General features: G+C 65.3%; 13 protein-coding genes and 1 pseudogene. 6 read left to right on the top strand and 8 right to left on the bottom strand.

The window, feature by feature from the left end; translation table 11 throughout:
* Positions 1-225 precede the first annotated feature (225 nt).
* Entirely contained in the window at positions 226-1,977 is a 1,752-nt protein-coding gene (locus HAP47_RS00475) for a heparinase II/III family protein (RefSeq protein WP_173639900.1), read from the bottom strand.
* 137 nt (positions 1,978-2,114) lie between these two features.
* Complete coding sequence (locus HAP47_RS00470; RefSeq protein ID WP_173639901.1) at positions 2,115-3,464, bottom strand: RsmB/NOP family class I SAM-dependent RNA methyltransferase; 1,350 nt, start codon at positions 3,462-3,464, stop codon at positions 2,115-2,117.
* Positions 3,465-3,647: 183 nt separating this feature from the next.
* On the opposite strand from HAP47_RS00470, the gene HAP47_RS00465 reads away from it, so the two are divergent.
* Positions 3,648-3,875 carry a DUF1674 domain-containing protein gene (locus tag HAP47_RS00465; RefSeq protein WP_173639902.1) on the top strand — a complete coding sequence of 76 codons (228 nt, stop codon included), beginning with the start codon at positions 3,648-3,650 and terminating at the stop codon, positions 3,873-3,875.
* Positions 3,876-3,926: 51 nt separating this feature from the next.
* Positions 3,927-4,535 carry a thermonuclease family protein gene (locus tag HAP47_RS00460; RefSeq protein WP_173639903.1) on the top strand — a complete coding sequence of 203 codons (609 nt, stop codon included), beginning with the start codon at positions 3,927-3,929 and terminating at the stop codon, positions 4,533-4,535.
* 89 nt (positions 4,536-4,624) lie between these two features.
* Here HAP47_RS00460 and HAP47_RS00455 read toward each other — a convergent pair whose 3' ends face one another.
* Both HAP47_RS00455 and acs read right to left on the bottom strand, forming a co-directional pair.
* Positions 4,625-5,140 (bottom strand): L,D-transpeptidase, encoded by a 516-nt coding sequence (locus HAP47_RS00455; protein WP_173639904.1) that lies wholly within the window; start codon positions 5,138-5,140, stop codon positions 4,625-4,627.
* A gap of 371 nt (positions 5,141-5,511) precedes the next feature.
* A complete protein-coding gene (gene acs, locus HAP47_RS00450; RefSeq protein ID WP_173639905.1) occupies positions 5,512-7,452 on the bottom strand; it encodes an acetate--CoA ligase in 1,941 nt (646 codons plus the stop codon).
* A gap of 197 nt (positions 7,453-7,649) precedes the next feature.
* Here acs and HAP47_RS00445 point away from each other — a divergent pair, with 197 nt between their 5' ends.
* From HAP47_RS00445 to HAP47_RS00435, 3 genes and pseudogenes are all read left to right on the top strand, one after another.
* Positions 7,650-7,790, top strand: coding sequence for a hypothetical protein (locus HAP47_RS00445; RefSeq protein WP_173639906.1), 141 nt, complete (start codon positions 7,650-7,652; stop codon positions 7,788-7,790).
* Between the two features lie 483 nt (positions 7,791-8,273).
* A complete protein-coding gene (locus HAP47_RS00440) occupies positions 8,274-9,452 on the top strand; it encodes a DNA topoisomerase IB (RefSeq protein ID WP_173639907.1) in 1,179 nt (392 codons plus the stop codon).
* Between the two features lie 156 nt (positions 9,453-9,608).
* Positions 9,609-10,598 (top strand): annotated as a pseudogene (locus tag HAP47_RS00435) (IS30 family transposase); the annotation flags it as partial.
* Between the two features lie 23 nt (positions 10,599-10,621).
* Here the strand turns inward: HAP47_RS00435 and HAP47_RS00430 are convergent.
* The 4 genes from HAP47_RS00430 to tsaD all read right to left on the bottom strand — a co-directional run bounded on the left by HAP47_RS00430 (position 10,622) and on the right by tsaD (position 14,536).
* On the bottom strand, positions 10,622-11,035 hold the full coding sequence (locus HAP47_RS00430) for an EVE domain-containing protein (protein WP_173639908.1): 414 nt from the start codon (positions 11,033-11,035) through the stop codon (positions 10,622-10,624).
* 178 nt (positions 11,036-11,213) lie between these two features.
* Positions 11,214-12,326, bottom strand: a complete 1,113-nt coding sequence (locus HAP47_RS00425; RefSeq protein WP_173639909.1) for an alpha/beta hydrolase — start codon at positions 12,324-12,326, stop codon at positions 11,214-11,216.
* 141 nt (positions 12,327-12,467) lie between these two features.
* Complete coding sequence (locus HAP47_RS00420) at positions 12,468-13,448, bottom strand: NAD(P)H-dependent glycerol-3-phosphate dehydrogenase (protein ID WP_173639910.1); 981 nt, start codon at positions 13,446-13,448, stop codon at positions 12,468-12,470.
* Positions 13,449-13,462: 14 nt separating this feature from the next.
* Positions 13,463-14,536 (bottom strand): tRNA (adenosine(37)-N6)-threonylcarbamoyltransferase complex transferase subunit TsaD, encoded by a 1,074-nt coding sequence (gene tsaD, locus HAP47_RS00415; RefSeq protein WP_173639911.1) that lies wholly within the window; start codon positions 14,534-14,536, stop codon positions 13,463-13,465.
* A 173-nt stretch (positions 14,537-14,709) separates the two neighbouring features.
* Between tsaD and HAP47_RS00410 the strand changes: the two genes are divergently transcribed.
* On the top strand, positions 14,710-15,438 hold the full coding sequence (locus HAP47_RS00410; RefSeq protein ID WP_173639912.1) for a uroporphyrinogen-III synthase: 729 nt from the start codon (positions 14,710-14,712) through the stop codon (positions 15,436-15,438).
* Positions 15,439-15,636 lie beyond the last annotated feature (198 nt).

Genomic DNA, 15,636 nt, shown 5'->3' with positions numbered 1-15,636 from the left:
GTTAAGTCAGCCGGGTAGCATGGTTTTGTGCCATACGAAACCGGTCCGTGGGACCCATTTCCGGGGAATTGCCATTCCCCCGTCATCCTGAGGTGCGAGCCCTTGCGAGCCTCGAAGGATGCACGGCCCCGCTAGCGACCGTCGATCCTTCGAGGCTCGCCGAAGAGGCTCGCACCTCAGGATGACGGGTCTGAGATTAATCGCTCTGATAGAGGCGGTGCGGGCCTACAGCGGCAGTTCCGGCTCGCGGCGGGCGTTGCGGCGGGCGTTGGTGGCGGTGGCCGAGGTCGAGGAGCGCACGAAGCTCCAGCGGATGGTGGCGGCCTGCCTTGCGTCCTGGCGGATCACGATCTGGGAGGTGCGGCGCGGGCCGTCATTGCCGGCCAGGAACACGCTGTCCTCGAGGTCGACCTTGTCGTCCATCGCCTCGAAGGTCCAGACGTCGCGGTTGGGCAGCACCAGCATCACGCCGCGGGCATCCGACAGCCGGCTCGCCTTCACCGAGGGGTGCAAATGGAAGCGCAGCGCGAAATCGGCCTCGCTGCCCTTGATGCGGCCGCCCGGTGCCGGCGAGAGTGAGTCCTCGCCCTCCATCCGCGTGCCGTCCCGGGAGATCATCAGCACGCGGCGATGGATCACGCCGAAGCGCGAGAGATAGCCGTCATGCGAGGCGGTCAGCACGTCGCCGTCGGGGATGGCTTCGCGGTAGCTCTCGACATTGCTGGGCCCGCTGGTGACCGGCGCGCCGCGCAACAGCCGCTTCATCGCCGACAGCTCGACGAACTGGCACGACGAGGTGTCGCGATAGGTCAGCGTCGAATGCGCCGCGGTGGAGCGCGCGAACGGCCGCCAATTGTCACGCCCCGTGTTCGGCATGCCGCAATTGACGACGATGCGGCTGACGCCGGAGGAGAGCTCGAACGACAGGCAGCCGGCATGCGCATCCTGGCTGACGCTTGCCGGCGGCGGCGGACCGGTGTCGATGATCAAGGTCATGTTGCCGGCATCGAGGCGCTGGAAGCCGGTGTGCGGCATGCTCGCCATCGGCACGCCGCGGGTGTCGTCATAGGCGAGCAGCGTCGCGACGAGATCGGACGGCGCGGTGCTCATGCCGTTGAACAGCGCGAAGCTGCCGTCGCCGTGCCGGAAGAAGCGCAGCATCGGCATCATGCGGTCGATGGCGTTGAGCAGCGCCGGCGGCGGGGCGATATTCCGTGCAGCAAAGGTCTGCCGCAGCGGCAGCAGATCGCTGAGCAGCTCGACCAGCGCGCCGGGATTGCGCGAGATGTGGCCGCCATCGGGCAGGATCTGACGCTGCAATTCGTCCGACAATCTGCGCGTGGCCGATTTGATGTTGCGCGCCTGGTTGGCAAGGCAGAGCGAGGCATAGCATAGCGCGATCAGCACCTGCAGGCGCGGAACGCCGTCATTCTCGTGCGTGGAGTGGCGCAGATAGCGGATCTCGCGCGCCAGCCCGCGCAGATATTTGCGGTAGAATTTTCCGTCGGTGTCGCCGAGCACCAATGGCGCCTGCGACAACAGCGAGATCACGCGCCGCGCGCGCACGTCGGCGCGCCGCTCCAGCGGCCGCTTGCGGGCCTGGTTGGAGATCCAGTCGTCGACCAGCGAGCGGGCATTGGCGCGGGTCAGCGCGGTGTCGGCGGCGCGCAGATGGCGCAGCCAGCCGAAGCCGAGCAGGGCGGCTTCCCAATCCTCCGACGGCGGCTCGAGATCGAAGATCGAGCGGCCGTGGCAGGTGACGATCTTGCCGGCGAACACGAAACGCCCGGCATAGATCTCGGCCGCGCGGGTGGCGTCGGCGGTCCGCAGGTCGTGCGGCGCGATGATCAGCCGGTCGGTGCGGCCGGGCCAGAGCCGCGACAGCGCAACCGTGCTCCCGCTGGCGCGTGCGAGCATGCTGCGGGCAAACCGGCCAGCAATCAGCGTCGAGATGCGTCTGCTTTGAGCGACCGACACGCCTAACCTTGCGGGGAGGGAATTTTCAACGAATCCTTATTTAATCCGGAAACGCGGCCAAGACACCATCTTGATAAACAAGACACCCTCTTGATACCGCACGAATCACTTCGAGCTTAGAAGACTGAAGTTTAAAATCAGGATTTAACCAGCCGGGCGGCGTAAAAGCCGTCCAGCCCGCCCAGCCGCGGGTCGTCGGCGTTGGGCAAATGGCTGGGCAGGGTACGCAAATCGCCGTCGGCGGTGATGATGTCGTCGAGGCCGGCGATCTCGCTTGTCTCGACCGGCGCACGGCGCAGGCCTGATTCGCTCGCCAGCAGCGCGGCGATCGCGTGCTCGCCTTCCTCCGGCTCCAGCGAGCAGGTGCAGTAGACGAGGGTGCCGCCCGGCTTCAGCAGGTTGGCGGCCCTATGCAGCAGCCGCTTCTGCAGGGCCGTCAGCGCGGCGATGTCGCCTTCCTGGCGCAGCCAGGCGACGTCGGGATGGCGGCGGATGGTTCCCGTCGAGGTGCAGGGTGCATCGACCAGGATACCGTCAAAGCTCGCGGCTTCCGCCGGCCATTCGGCGGCGTCGGCGACGACAGTTTCGGCCTGCAACGCCAGCCGCGTGAGGTTGTCGCGCAGCCGCGCGACCCGCGCCGGCGAGCGGTCGACCGCGGTGACCTGTGCGCCGGCCAGCGCGAACTGGGCCGTCTTGCCGCCGGGCGCAGCGCAGAGATCGGCGACCCGCTTGTCCTTGATGTCGCCGAACAGGCGCACCGGAAGTGCGGCGGCGGCGTCCTGTACCCACCATTGGCCTTCGGCAAAGCCCGGCAGCATCGTGACGGAACCCTGCAGCAGGGTGCGTACGGTTCCCGTCGGCAATATCTCGCCATGCAGGCGGCTCGCCCATTGCGGCGCGTCGGACTTCACCGTGAGATCGAGCGACGGCTCATGGCCGAGCGCCAGCGCCATGTCGCGCGCGGTGGCTTCACCGTAATGCGCGCTCCAGCGCGCCAGCATCCATTGCGGCAGATCCAGCGTCTGCGGGCTGATCTCGTCGATCAGGCCCTGGCCCTCGCGCGCGCAGCGGCGCAGCACGGCGTTGACCAGCCCGGCATATTTCGCCGCGCGGCGGTCGGACTGCACCAGCCGCACCGACAGATCGACCGCGGCATGGTCAGGCACGTCCATCCAGAGGATCTGCGCGGCGCCGATCAGGAGCGCGCTTTGCGCTCGCGGTGCATCGGTCGGGACGCCGCGGTCGAGCAGCCGCGACAGCACATGGCCGAGCGTGCCGAGTTTGCGCAGGATGGTCGACACCAGCCGGCGCATCAATGCGCGGTCGCGATCGGCCAGCGATTTCAGGCCGGGATGCGCGCCGGCGCCGTCGAGCTGATCGTCGAGCGTGCGATGCTTGTGCAGAACGCCGTCGAGGATGTCGGCCGCGATACGGCGCGCCGCGAGACCGGGGACTTCGGCAGGAACTGCAAATCTTGAAGGAGGCATGGAGCGGAAATATCTCGAAGGTGCTGAGTTACATTCGGCTCATGCCATCAACTCGAAAACACCACTGGCATGCGAATATGCCAAATGTAAGAATCGTCTTGCGGGATTTCTTGTGATGCCGTCACTGAGCCGACACCAAGATAAGAAACTCGCAGGCAGAAAGTTTTGCCAAGAAGGCCCGCTATGTCTGAGAAATCGCCATCGCCATCGCCGCCGGAACCCGCGCCGCGCAAGCCGCTGACGCCGGCCGCGCAACGTGCGCTCGCCGAGGCCGCGACGCGGCGCAAGGCTGCCGAGGAGGCCGCCGCGAAGGAGGCGGCCGCGCGGCCGAAGGAATTCCAGGGTCCGAAGGGACCGGAACCGACGCGTTACGGTGATTGGGAGACCAAGGGCATCGCCTCGGACTTCTGAGAGGTTTTGGAGTGTCTTGCCTGACGGCCCGACTCAAGCCAGTCTGGGAATATGTCCCCATACGAGAGAATAAATCCTTATCGTGGGACGGGACGTCCGCCCTTTCGCCGCTCACCATGGGGTCGCCGAGTCTCGGCAGCGCTGCCGTGGGTGTTCGTTCTCGGCATTGCCGTCGGCAGCATGCTGCCGATCCGCCGATGGGCGCCTCAATGGATACCCTTGCCGTCGCACTGGTCGTTGAGCCGGTCGCGCGACGCCGAAATGATCTGGCAGCGGGCCGGCGCGCCTGACGCTCGCCATGCTGTCGATGTCATCAGGACGATCGATGGCGACACGTTCGAGGCGCGGGTGCATCTCGCACCGGGCCCCGATCTGTATACGCGGGTCCGGCTGCGCGGCATCGATGCGCCGGAGCTGAAGGCGTCGTGCGCGCGCGAACTGCAAATGGCGCAAGCAGCCACGGTGGCACTGCGCGATCTGCTCGGCCAGGGCGATGTCGCGATCTACAATATCGGTCCCGACAAGTATCAGGGACGCGTCGTCGCCGACGTCGCGACGAAGAAGACCGACAACGTCTCGGCGGTGCTGCTCGAGGCCGGCCATGCCCGCGCCTACAATGGCGGGCACCGCTTCGGCTGGTGCGGAAATTTTGTGCGCTAGGCAATAGCGTCGTCGCCGCGACGGCGCAGGAGAGGCAAACAAAAAGCCGCGCAGATGCGCGGCTTTCCTTCCGACGAAGCCGTGTGCGATCAGCGGGTGACGATAACAGTCGTGCCGACCGAGACGCGCGAATAGAGATCGGTGATGTCGGGATTCAGCATGCGGATGCAGCCGTAGGAGACGAAGCCGCCGACCGAGCCCGGCACGTTGGTGCCGTGGATCGCGTATTCGCCGCCGGCCAGCGTCATCGCAGCGACGCCCATCGGGTTCGCGGGCGAACCGCCTGCGATCACGTTCGGGATGCTCGGCTTGTCGCGCTTGACCTCGGCGGGCGGCGACCAGGCCGGGTTGCGGTACTTGCCGTCGATCCGGGTCGTGCCGGCCCACTGCTTGCCCGACTTGCCGACGCCGACCGGATAACGCATCGCGTGACCGGAATCGAGAATGAGGTAGAGCCGCCGTTCGTTGGTCTTCACCACGATGGTGCCCGGCTCATAATTGTCGGCGTGTATTCCGACCATTTCCGGCCGCGCTTCGGCCGTCTGCGACATCACAACAACAGCACCAAGGGTGGCAGCCAGCGCCGCCGCAAACTTCATCGACATCAACCTCTCCACTTCCCAACAGCTCCTGTGGGGGAGCCAAAAACGAAGGTGCAGGGCCCTGAAAAACCGGGCCCGCCGGTCTCGCGCACATAATATTAACCGCGTGTCTTAACCGGGTGGTTTCACACCGACCGCGAGACACGTCCTGATGGCGGGGAGAGAAGGAAAAGTTCGGATTAAAGTAAATGACCTGAAAACAACACTTGGCCACAAACACGCCGCAATGGCGCCTCGCCGCTGACAATCCCGTGAAATGACCAATCCCATCGCATCTCAGAGGCCGCCGACGCCGGATCGCGTGATGAAAAGCGAAGGGCCGCGGCGATGATCGCGCGGCCCTTGCTTCATGTCTCGATAGCGCTGCTGCCGGATTACTTCTTGTTCTGCCGGTTCTGCACGAGGTCGTCGACCACGGCCGGATCGGCCAAGGTCGAGGTGTCGCCGAGGCTCGACGGCTCATCCTCGGCGATCTTGCGCAGGATGCGGCGCATGATCTTGCCGGAGCGCGTCTTCGGCAGGCCGGGCGCGAACTGGATGAGGTCCGGCGAGGCGATCGGGCCGATGTCCTTGCGGACCCAGGCGACGAGCTCCTTGCGCAAGGCTTCGGTCGGCTCGGTACCCTTCATCAGCGTGACATAGGCGTAGATGCCCTGGCCCTTGATGTCGTGCGGGTAGCCGACCACGGCGGCTTCCGACACCGCCTCATGCGCGACCAGCGAGCTCTCGACCTCGGCGGTGCCCATGCGGTGGCCGGAGACGTTGATGACGTCGTCGACGCGGCCGGTGATCCAGTAATAGCCGTCGGCATCGCGCCGGCAGCCGTCGCCGGTGAAGTACTTGTTCTTGTAGGTCGAGAAATAGGTCTGCTCGAACCGCGCATGGTCGCCGTAAACCGTGCGCATCTGGCCCGGCCATGATTTGGCCAGGCAGAGATTGCCCGAGGTCTCGCCCTCCAGCGTCTTGCCGTCGGCATCGACGATTTCAGGCACGACGCCGAAGAACGGCCGCGTCGCCGACCCCGGCTTCAGCTTGGTCGCGCCGGGCAGCGGCGTGATCAGGATGCCGCCGGTCTCGGTCTGCCACCAGGTGTCGACGATCGGGCAGCGATCGTCGCCGACCACGCGGTAGTACCACTCCCAGGCTTCGGGATTGATCGGCTCGCCGACCGAGCCGAGCAGGCGCAGCGATTTGCGCGAGGTCTTCTTCACCGGCCCGTCGCCGCCTTGCATCAGCGCGCGGATCGCGGTCGGCGCGGTGTAGAAGATGTTGACCTTGTGCTTGTCGACCACGTTCCAGAAGCGCGAATTGTCCGGGTAGTTCGGCACGCCCTCGAACATCAGCGTGGTCGCGCCGTTGGCGAGCGGCCCATAGAGGATGTAGCTGTGGCCGGTGACCCAGCCGACGTCAGCGGTGCACCAGTAGACGTCGCCGTCGTGATAGTCGAACACGTATTGATGCGTCATCGACGCGAATACGAGATAGCCGCCCGAGGTGTGCAGCACACCCTTCGGCGTGCCGGTCGAACCCGAGGTGTAGAGGATGAACAGCGGGTCCTCGGCATGCATGTGCTCGGCCGGGCATTCCGTCGTCACCATCTCGGCGGCCTCGTGATACCAGAGGTCGCGCGTCGGGTTCATGTCGATCGCACCACCAGTGCGCTTCACCACCACGACCCAATCGACGCCGCCGGTTTTGGCGATCGCGGCATCGACATTGGCCTTCAGCGGCACCTTCTTGCCGCCGCGCAGGCCTTCATCGGCGGTGATGACCACCTTCGAGTCGCAGTCCTTGATGCGCTGGGCGAGGCTGTCCGGCGAGAAGCCGCCGAACACCACCGAGTGGATCGCGCCGATCCGCGCGCAGGCCAGCATGGCGTAGGCCGCTTCCGGAATCATCGGCAAGTAGATCGTGACGCGGTCACCCTTCTTGACGTTCCGCGTGCGCAGGATGTTGGCCATCTTGCAGACTTCGTCGTGCAGCTGGCGGTAGGTGATGTGCTTGGATTCGGAGGGGTCGTCGCCCTCCCAGATGATCGCGGTCTGGTCGCCGCGCTTCTCGAGATGGCGGTCGATGCAATTCCAGGCGACGTTCAGCACGCCGTCCTCGAACCACTTGATCGAGATGTTGCCGGGCGCGAAGGAGACGTTCTCGACCTTGGTGAAGGGCTTGATCCAGTCGATCCGCTTGCCGTGCTCGCCCCAGAAGCCGTTCGGGTCCTTGACCGAATGCGCGTACATCTCGCGATATTTTGCGTCGTTGACGTAAGCGCGCTTGGCCCAGTCGGCCGACACGTCATAGATCTTCTCGGACATCGTTTTCCTCCACTCATTGCCGATCGCACATAACGCGCCGACAAGCCGTCTTGATCATTGCCGCGATTATGCGTTGCCGCATTCCAGCCGGGCAAGGAAAAAGGCCGTCACTTTCGTCGCGTGGAAGCCGCCGGACATCCCATAGGCTTCCGCATCTGATTGGGCGGTTTACCGCGCTTCGTTGACGGGAGAAATCTATGCTCTATCGCCAGCTCCGGGTCACTGATCTCTTGGTCGTAGTGATGTCGCTCTCCGCGCCGCGCGCCGTCACCGCAACAATGCCGCGCGACAACGATACGCAGGCGCCGATTTTGGCGGACCACTTCAACTGCCATTGAACGAATTGCCGGACGTCGCCGCGATGATCTGCGTCAACAATTGCGCATTTGGAGATCTGGATGGCCTTGCTCCGGGCCAGCCAGAAATCTGCAGCAAGGACGCCCGTTCGCGCCGCGCGGTCCCCGCTGGCCGGACAGCGGTTCGGCCAACCTGTGGCGTGCGGATGAGGCTGCGCGCCGCGCTTATAAGGGCATGGTCTCTGACCTGATTTGCGCCGGTCCAGCCGGCCTGATCGGCTCCCCCAAAGCCGGTTCCGGGGCTGCGATCTGGCCATTTTGACCGATCCCGGAGCGACCAAAATCAAGGTTAGCGGGCGAATGGCACCCATGAAAGGTATTTGGCAACCGTCGATAACTGATTCGCGACTCGCAATGTCGGCCCCGACGCCCTAAATCGCGAAACCGAGGCCGGATGGCCCCACCGGAACGAAGCCGAAGCAACGGCATTACCGGGAGAACAGCGGAACAAGGCGTCCTGGAAGTATGATGGATCAGCAGAACATCGCGGCTGTGCGGCCCATGTCCGCCGATCCCGCTGTCGCCCTGGCGAAGGCGCTGGGCCAATGGCCCAAGCAGCCGCAGGCAAAGGTGCAATCGGTCCGGGCAAGGCTCAAGCTTGACGCGCCCGCTGTCATCAAGACCTCGGTGGAGGATCTGGCGCGTGATCTGGGCCTGCGCCTCGGCGACCAGAATGAGCTGACCATCCGCCGCATCAAGCGCGGCAAGAATTATTCATTCGTTCGCGCCAACGGCTCGCGGATCCGCGACGCGCGGACGATCCGCCGGCTGCACGCGATGGCGGTTCCGCCGGCCTATCGCCAGGTGCGCTATTCCAGCGACCCGAGCTCGCATCTGCAGGCGGTCGGCCGCGATGCCGCGGGCCGATTGCAGTACCGTTATCACGCCGACTGGGAGAAGGTCCGCGAGCAGCGCAAGGCGCATCGCCTGGCCAAGCTCGTCGCCGCGCTGCCGAAGATCCGGCGCAAGGTCTCGGCGTTCCTGTCCGGCGACGAGCCGACGCGCGAATTCGCGCTGTCGGCGGTGATCGAGCTGATCGCGCGCACCGCGATCCGGCCCGGCAACGAATCCTACGCCCGCCTCAACGGCACCCGCGGCGCCACCACGCTTCTGAAGTCCAACGTCACGCTGGAGGACGATTCTCTGGTGCTGACCTTCAAGGCCAAGGGCGGCAAGGCCGTGCGCAAGGAATGCGATGCGGCCAAGCTGGTGCGTGCGATCGGCATTCTGCGCGGCGTCCCGGGCAAGCGCATGTTCCAGTATTACGACCGCTCCGGCATCGTCCGGGCGGCGTCGACCACGGCGGTGAATGCGTTCCTGCGCGAGCTCGCCGGCATCAAGATATCGCTGAAGGATTTCCGCACCCTGATGGCCTCGGCCGTCGTCGTGGAATCGCTGTCGCGGATCACGCCGGCCGCCAGCCAGCGCGGCCGCAAGCGCCAGGTGCTGGACGCGATCCGCGCCGCCGCCGACCAGCTCTCCAACACGCCGGCGATCTGCCGCAAGAGCTATGTCCACGACACCATCGTCACCGCCTTCGAGGACGGCATCCTCGAACGCTTTGCCGCGACGATGGGCGGTTACCGCACCCAGTCCAAGCGCGAGCAGTTGCTGGCGCAGGTGGTGATGGCGGCCGGGGCGTAACGATCTGTCGTCCCGGCGAAGGCCGGGACCCATAACCCCAAATCTTGATTGCAGAGACAAGCTGTGGCCACAGCGCGCTTCAACAAAGCAACCCTGTGGTAATGGGTCCCCTGAGTTCACAAACGAAGTGCAACACTTCCGACTGGAGGTGTTGCCATGGCGCGGACTTACAAGCAGCTCTCTCTCGAAGATCGATGCGAGATTGCCCGGCTTTCGGCCAATGGCAGCTCGGTCCGGCAAATCGCGGCAGCTTTGGATCGCCCGCCATCAACGATCTCTCGGGAGCTGAACCGCAATGGGGGCGCTCAGGTGGGCTACAAACCCAGCTATGCCCAGCAACAGATGCGAGCGCGGCGCTGGACGGGCGGACGCCTCGAACGGGAGCCCGTCCTGCGCCGCGCGGTGTTGGAACGCCTGGGGCGGGGCTGGTCGCCCGAGCAGATCGCCGGCCGGCTGGCCCGCGACCACGGCCGCAAGGTGATCTCCCACGAGACCATCTACCGCTTCATTTACGCCCAGATCCGACGCACCTCGGACTTCAGCTGGCGACGCTTTCTGCCGCGCGCCAAGAGCAAGCGCGGCCTCCGCGGCAAGAGGGGCGGCAGTCCCGCAAGCTTCATCGAAGGCCGTGTTTCGCTGGACAAGCGGCCGGTCGAGGCTGCCGACCGCAGTGTCCCCGGACATTGGGAGGCCGACCTGATGATGTTCTCCAAATATGGTCAGGCGGTTCTGACCGTGCATGAGCGCAGCTCGCGTCTGCTGTTCGGCATCCGCCTCGCCAGCAAGGTTGCGCGCGGTGTCGCCCGCCATCTCGTGCGCTTCTTCGCCACCTTTCCACAAGAGCTGCGCCAGACCGTCACCTTCGACAACGGCACCGAGTTTGCCGGTCACCTGGCGCTGCATCGCCTCTCGATCGAGACCTTCTTCTGCGATCCCCACGCACCCTGGCAGAAGGGTGGTATCGAGAACGCGATCGGCAGGATGCGCCGCTTCATCCCTCGCAAAACGGATATCGCAACCCTCTCGACCGCCAGATTCCGCCAGTTCATCGCCGCCTACAACAACACCCCACGCAAATGCCTTGACTACCGCACGCCTGCGGAGTCCTTTGCCGATCAAGTGTTGCACTTCGAATGTGAAGCCACCTCCCGGCCTTCGCCGGGACGACGTCAAAGCCCGCCCATCTTGCAGACGTATTTCCATTCCTCTGATGTCACCGGCTGCACCGAGAGCCGCGAATATTTCACCAGCGCCATGTCGGCGAGCTTCTTGTCGGCCTTGATCGCGGCCATCGTCACCGACGTCTTCAACGGCTTGTCGGCCTTGATGTCGACGCAGACGAACTTGCCGGTCTTGTCGGTCGGATCGGGATAGGCCTCCTTGATGATTTCGGCGATGCCGACGATCTCCTTGCCCTCGTTGGAATGATAGAAGAACGCCTTGTCGCCCTTCTTCATGTTGACGAGGTTCTGTCGTGCCGTGAAGTTGCGCACGCCGGTCCAGGCTTCGCCCTTCGCGCCCTTGGCGACCTGCTGGTCCCATGACCAGACCGACGGCTCGGATTTCACCAGCCAGTAATTCATTGCGACTCACCCCAGTCTCGATCGTTCATCGCGCGGCAATCTACAGGCACCCGGACGCCCGCGACAAGCGCGGGCAGCCGAAGCCATAGCGTTTTCGAGCGAAGCTTGTCCCGTACGCGATGCGGGATGGGCACCGGTTCGCGTGAAGAAAACGCGTCAGATAAAGAAGCTCTCGCGCTCACTGCTTCAAATATCGATCGAAGAATTTGGCAATGTCGGTGAAGGCTTCCTTCGTCTCGGGCGCATCGATGTTCATCTGGTACTGCGCGTGGGATTGCCCCTCGTAGACGTTGAGATCGGCGATCACGCCGGCGCGGCGCAATTTGCGGTGCGTGCGAACCGTGTTGCTGAGGAACAGGTCGCGCGTGCCCGATGTCAGGATGGTTGGCGGGAAACCCTTGAAGTCCCCATAGATCGGCGAGATGTAGGGATTCTTCAGGCTGGTGCCGTTGGCATAGAGCTTTGCCGCGCGGCCGAGCCATCCGTCCCAGGTCACCAGCACGTTGTCGACCCACTCATTGCTCGCGTAGCTGTCGCCGATCTTGTCGATGTCGGACCATGGCGTACCCGGCGCGATGGCTGCAGGCAGCGGCAGCTTCTCGTCCCTCGCCCGCAACACCATCGCAAGCGTCATCGCGCCGCCGGTCGAGGTGCCGAAGATCGCCAGCCGGTGGCGCTCGTGCGATTTCAGGACTTCCTTCCAGACCGCCATCGCGTCGTCCATCGCAGCCGGATAGGGAAAGTCCGGCGGCATCCGGTAATCGACCGAGATCACCTTGTAGCCGCCAAAGCCGGCCATCATGATGGCTTCCGGCAACGCGGCTTCGCCGGGGCCGAACACGTAGCCGCCGCCATGCACGTGGATCAGCAGGCGCCGCCGGTTCTCGAGCGCGATCTTGTTCGGCGTCACGATGTAGCAGTGCACGCCGGCAATTCTGGTTTCCTCGACCTTGACGCCGAGCTTCGCCTCCATGGCCGGAATACCCGCGATCAGGAGCTTGGCGCGGCGGTCGATCAGCTCCTTCCACTCCGCAGGGGTCTTCGGATCGGCGTTGAAATGCGGCGGGTAGGGCGCGCCGATCATCGCCTGCATCTCCGGGGAGACGTCACTTGAGGGATTGCCGATCGACTTGAGCGGGGCGACCCGCTTGCCGTCCTCGGCGTTCGCCGCAGCCTCGCGCTTGGCGAGTTCGTCGTACGGGACGGCCGTTTGCGCGCGGGCGGTGGCGCAGGAGGTGGCGACGGCAAGCAGAATGCTGATCGAAACGATAACGTGACGCGGTTGACGCATGTACTTTCCCCAAGTTTGTTTTCTTGTTGTTGGAACGGGATCCGACGGTCGTCGCTACGCTATCACAGTGCGCATGATCTCGGAGCGGAAGTCAGCGACGGACACCGGTTCGCGTGGAGAAAACGCGTCACCACGTTAGCTCTAACCTTCGGCCTTGAACGGCCGCGTCAGCAGGCCTTCGATCGCGTCGTCGATCGTCAGCCGGTCGCTCAGGATCGCGGCGACCGCGTTTGACACCGGCATGTCGACCTTCTGCGCAGCGGCGAGCTCGCACAGCACCGGCGCGGTGAATGCGCCCTCGGCGAGCTTGCCGACCGGCGCCGCCTCACCGCGGCCGAGCGCGAGGCCGAGCGCGAAATTGCGCGACTGCGCGGTCGAGCAGCTGAGCAGGAGATCGCCCAATCCAGACAGGCCGGAGAGGGTTTCGGTACGCGCGCCGCAGGCGCGGCCCAATCTTGCGAGCTCGCTGAAGCCGCGCGTGGTCAGCGCCGCGAGCGCGGAAGCGCCGAGATTCCTGCCGACGACGATGCCGGCGGCGATCGCCAGCACGTTCTTGGCCGCGCCGCCGATCTCGACGCCGCGCACATCGGTGGTGTGATAGGGCCGGAAGGTCGCCGAGCCGAGCGCCTGGACGAGCGCCCGCGCCAGCGCCTCGTCCCTGGTGGCCAACGTCACGGCCGTCGGCAATCCACGCGCGACGTCGTCGGCAAAGCTCGGCCCCGACAGGATCGCAGGCACTGCGCGCGGTGCTGCTTCCGCGATCACCTCGGTCATGAACTTGTGCGTGCCGTGCTCGATGCCCTTGGCGCAGGCGATCACAGGCGTTTCAGGCGCAAGATGCGGCGCCAGATGACTGACCGCGGCGCGCAAATGCTGCGCCGGAGTGACCGCGAGAATGATGTCCGCGCGCGCGGCAGCGGCGATATCCGATGTCACCGCGATGTCGGGATGAAGCTGGACGCCGGCCAGCCTCGGATTGACCCGCGTCGCCTGGATCTGCGCCGCATGCTCGGCATTGCGCGCATACAGCGTCACCTTGCGCCCGGCGCGCGCCGCGACATCGGCCAATGCCGTGCCCCAGGCGCCGGCACCGATCACGCTGACGGACATATGCGCGGGCATCGCAACCCCTCAGCTCAATATCCGGCGCGGCTGTTGGCGTAGCCGGCCGGCGCCTTGGCGTTGGCGTCGAGCAGCCAGCGCGCGCGGGGCGGCGCTTCCAGCGTGTCGGTGAGGCCAAGCGCCATCCGTTCGGCGCCGGCCCAGGCGATCATCGCGCCATTGTCGGTGCAGAGCGCCGGCGGCGGGATGATCAGCGTGGTCTGCGCTTTCGCCGCGACATCCTGCAGTGCGCTGCGAATGGCATGGTTGGCGGCAACGCCGCCGGCCGCGACCAGCGCGCGCGGCGTGCCGAAGCGCTCCTGGAACAACCTCAAGCCGACGGTCAGCCGATCCGCGGTCGATTCCAGCACCGCTGCTTGGAAGCTCGCGCAGAGGTCGCTGATGTCCTGCGGCTCCAATGGCTCCAGCCGGCTGGCTTCATTGCGCACCGCCGTCTTCAATCCCGACAGCGAGAAGTTCGCATCGGGACGGCCGAGCATCGGGCGCGGAAACGCAAATCGCGTCGGGTCGCCGCCGGCCGCGGCGCGCTCGACCTGCGGCCCGCCGGGGTAGGGCAGCGACAGCATCTTCGCCACCTTGTCGAACGCCTCGCCCATCGCGTCGTCGACCGTGGTGCCGAGCCGCACATATTCGCCGACCCCGACCACGGCGACGATCTGGGTGTGACCGCCCGAGGCCAGGAACAGGCAATAGGGAAACGCCAGCGCGCAGGTCAGCCGTGGCGTCAGCGCGTGCGCCTCGAGATGGTTCACCGCGATCAGCGGCGTATCGTGCACCATCGCGATCGCTTTCGCGGTGGTGAGACCGACGATCACGCCGCCGATCAGGCCGGGACCGGCGGCTGCCGCGACCGCCGACAATTGTCCATAGCCGACGCCGGCCTCCTTCATGGCGGAGGCGACGATCCCGTCGAGCAGATCGACATGGGCGCGCGCCGCGATCTCCGGCACCACGCCGCCGAACCGGGCGTGCTCGTCGGTCTGCGAGCGCACGACATTGGAGAGGATCCTTGCCTGTCCGTCAGCCTGGCGCTCGACCACGGCGGCTGCGGTTTCATCGCAGGTGGTCTCGATCCCCAGCACCAGCATCGGTGGTTCGTGTCCCAATTCAGGCCCTTGTGCTACCAGCATGATCCGGACAGGCCGGAACCGGTTTCCGGCAAGATCATGTTCATCAGAATGTCCCCTCCGGGGTAGCATTGCGAGGTCTTAAAGTGCAATCGGTCGGCAAGGTCCAATTCGCAGCGCGGGAGACCTGATCCGTGACCATCCTTGTCACACGACCGCATCCGGACAACGAAGCGACGCTCGCGACGTTGCGCCAACGCGGCTTTGAGGCCCTCGCGGCACCGGTGCTGCGCTTCGAGCCGCTACCGTTCCATGACGACGACGCGAATTATGACGCGGTCATCCTGACCAGCGCCAACGCGCCGCGCGCAATCGATCTCGCCGGCAGCCGGCTGTTGCGGCTGCCGCTGTTTGCGGTGGGCGCGCACACCGCCGACGCGGCGCGCGCCGCGGGCTTCGACAAGGTGATGGTGGCCAAGGGCGATGCGGTGAGCTTGCGCGATCTCGTGCTCGCGCGGGTCAAGGCCGGCGAATTGGTGGCGTCAGCCACATTGCTCTATCTCGCCGGCGCCGACCTGTCGCGCGATCTGGCGGGCGAACTCAGCGAAACCGGCCTGAGCGTCGTCACCCACACCACCTACCGCATGGCGCCGGTGGCCGGCTTCCCGACGGAGGTCAGCGACGCCTTCATGGCGAACCGGATCACCGCGGTGCTGCATTATTCCCGCCGCAGCGCGCAGGCGTTCCTGAATACCGTTCGGGCCGACGGAATCGAGATTTCAGCGCTCGCCCTGCCGCAATGCTGCATCTCGGCCGCGGTCGCCGCGGTACTCCATGACGCCGGCGCGACCAAGGTGGTGGTGCCGGCGCGGCCGGACGAAAACGCCCTGCTGGAGGCGCTCGGCCGCACCCTGCGGCCGTAAGCGGAATAATTCTTTCGTCTGACCATGATGTTAGGCAATGCTCCGTTTTTCGGATCGTGCTCTAAGAACTTGGGCCGATTCTGACGGAGCGTGTTCAAGCGAAGTGGGGACCGGTTCGCGTTAAGAAAACGCGACCAAAAGGATAAAAGCATGATCAAATTCAATCGGATAGGATCATGCCCTAGAATGTGCGGCCAG

The sequence above is a fragment of the Bradyrhizobium sp. 41S5 genome, from assembly GCF_011516665.3.
GTDB classification, from domain to species: domain Bacteria; phylum Pseudomonadota; class Alphaproteobacteria; order Rhizobiales; family Xanthobacteraceae; genus Bradyrhizobium; species Bradyrhizobium quebecense.
This window is presented reverse-complemented; position numbering and strand designations above follow the sequence as displayed.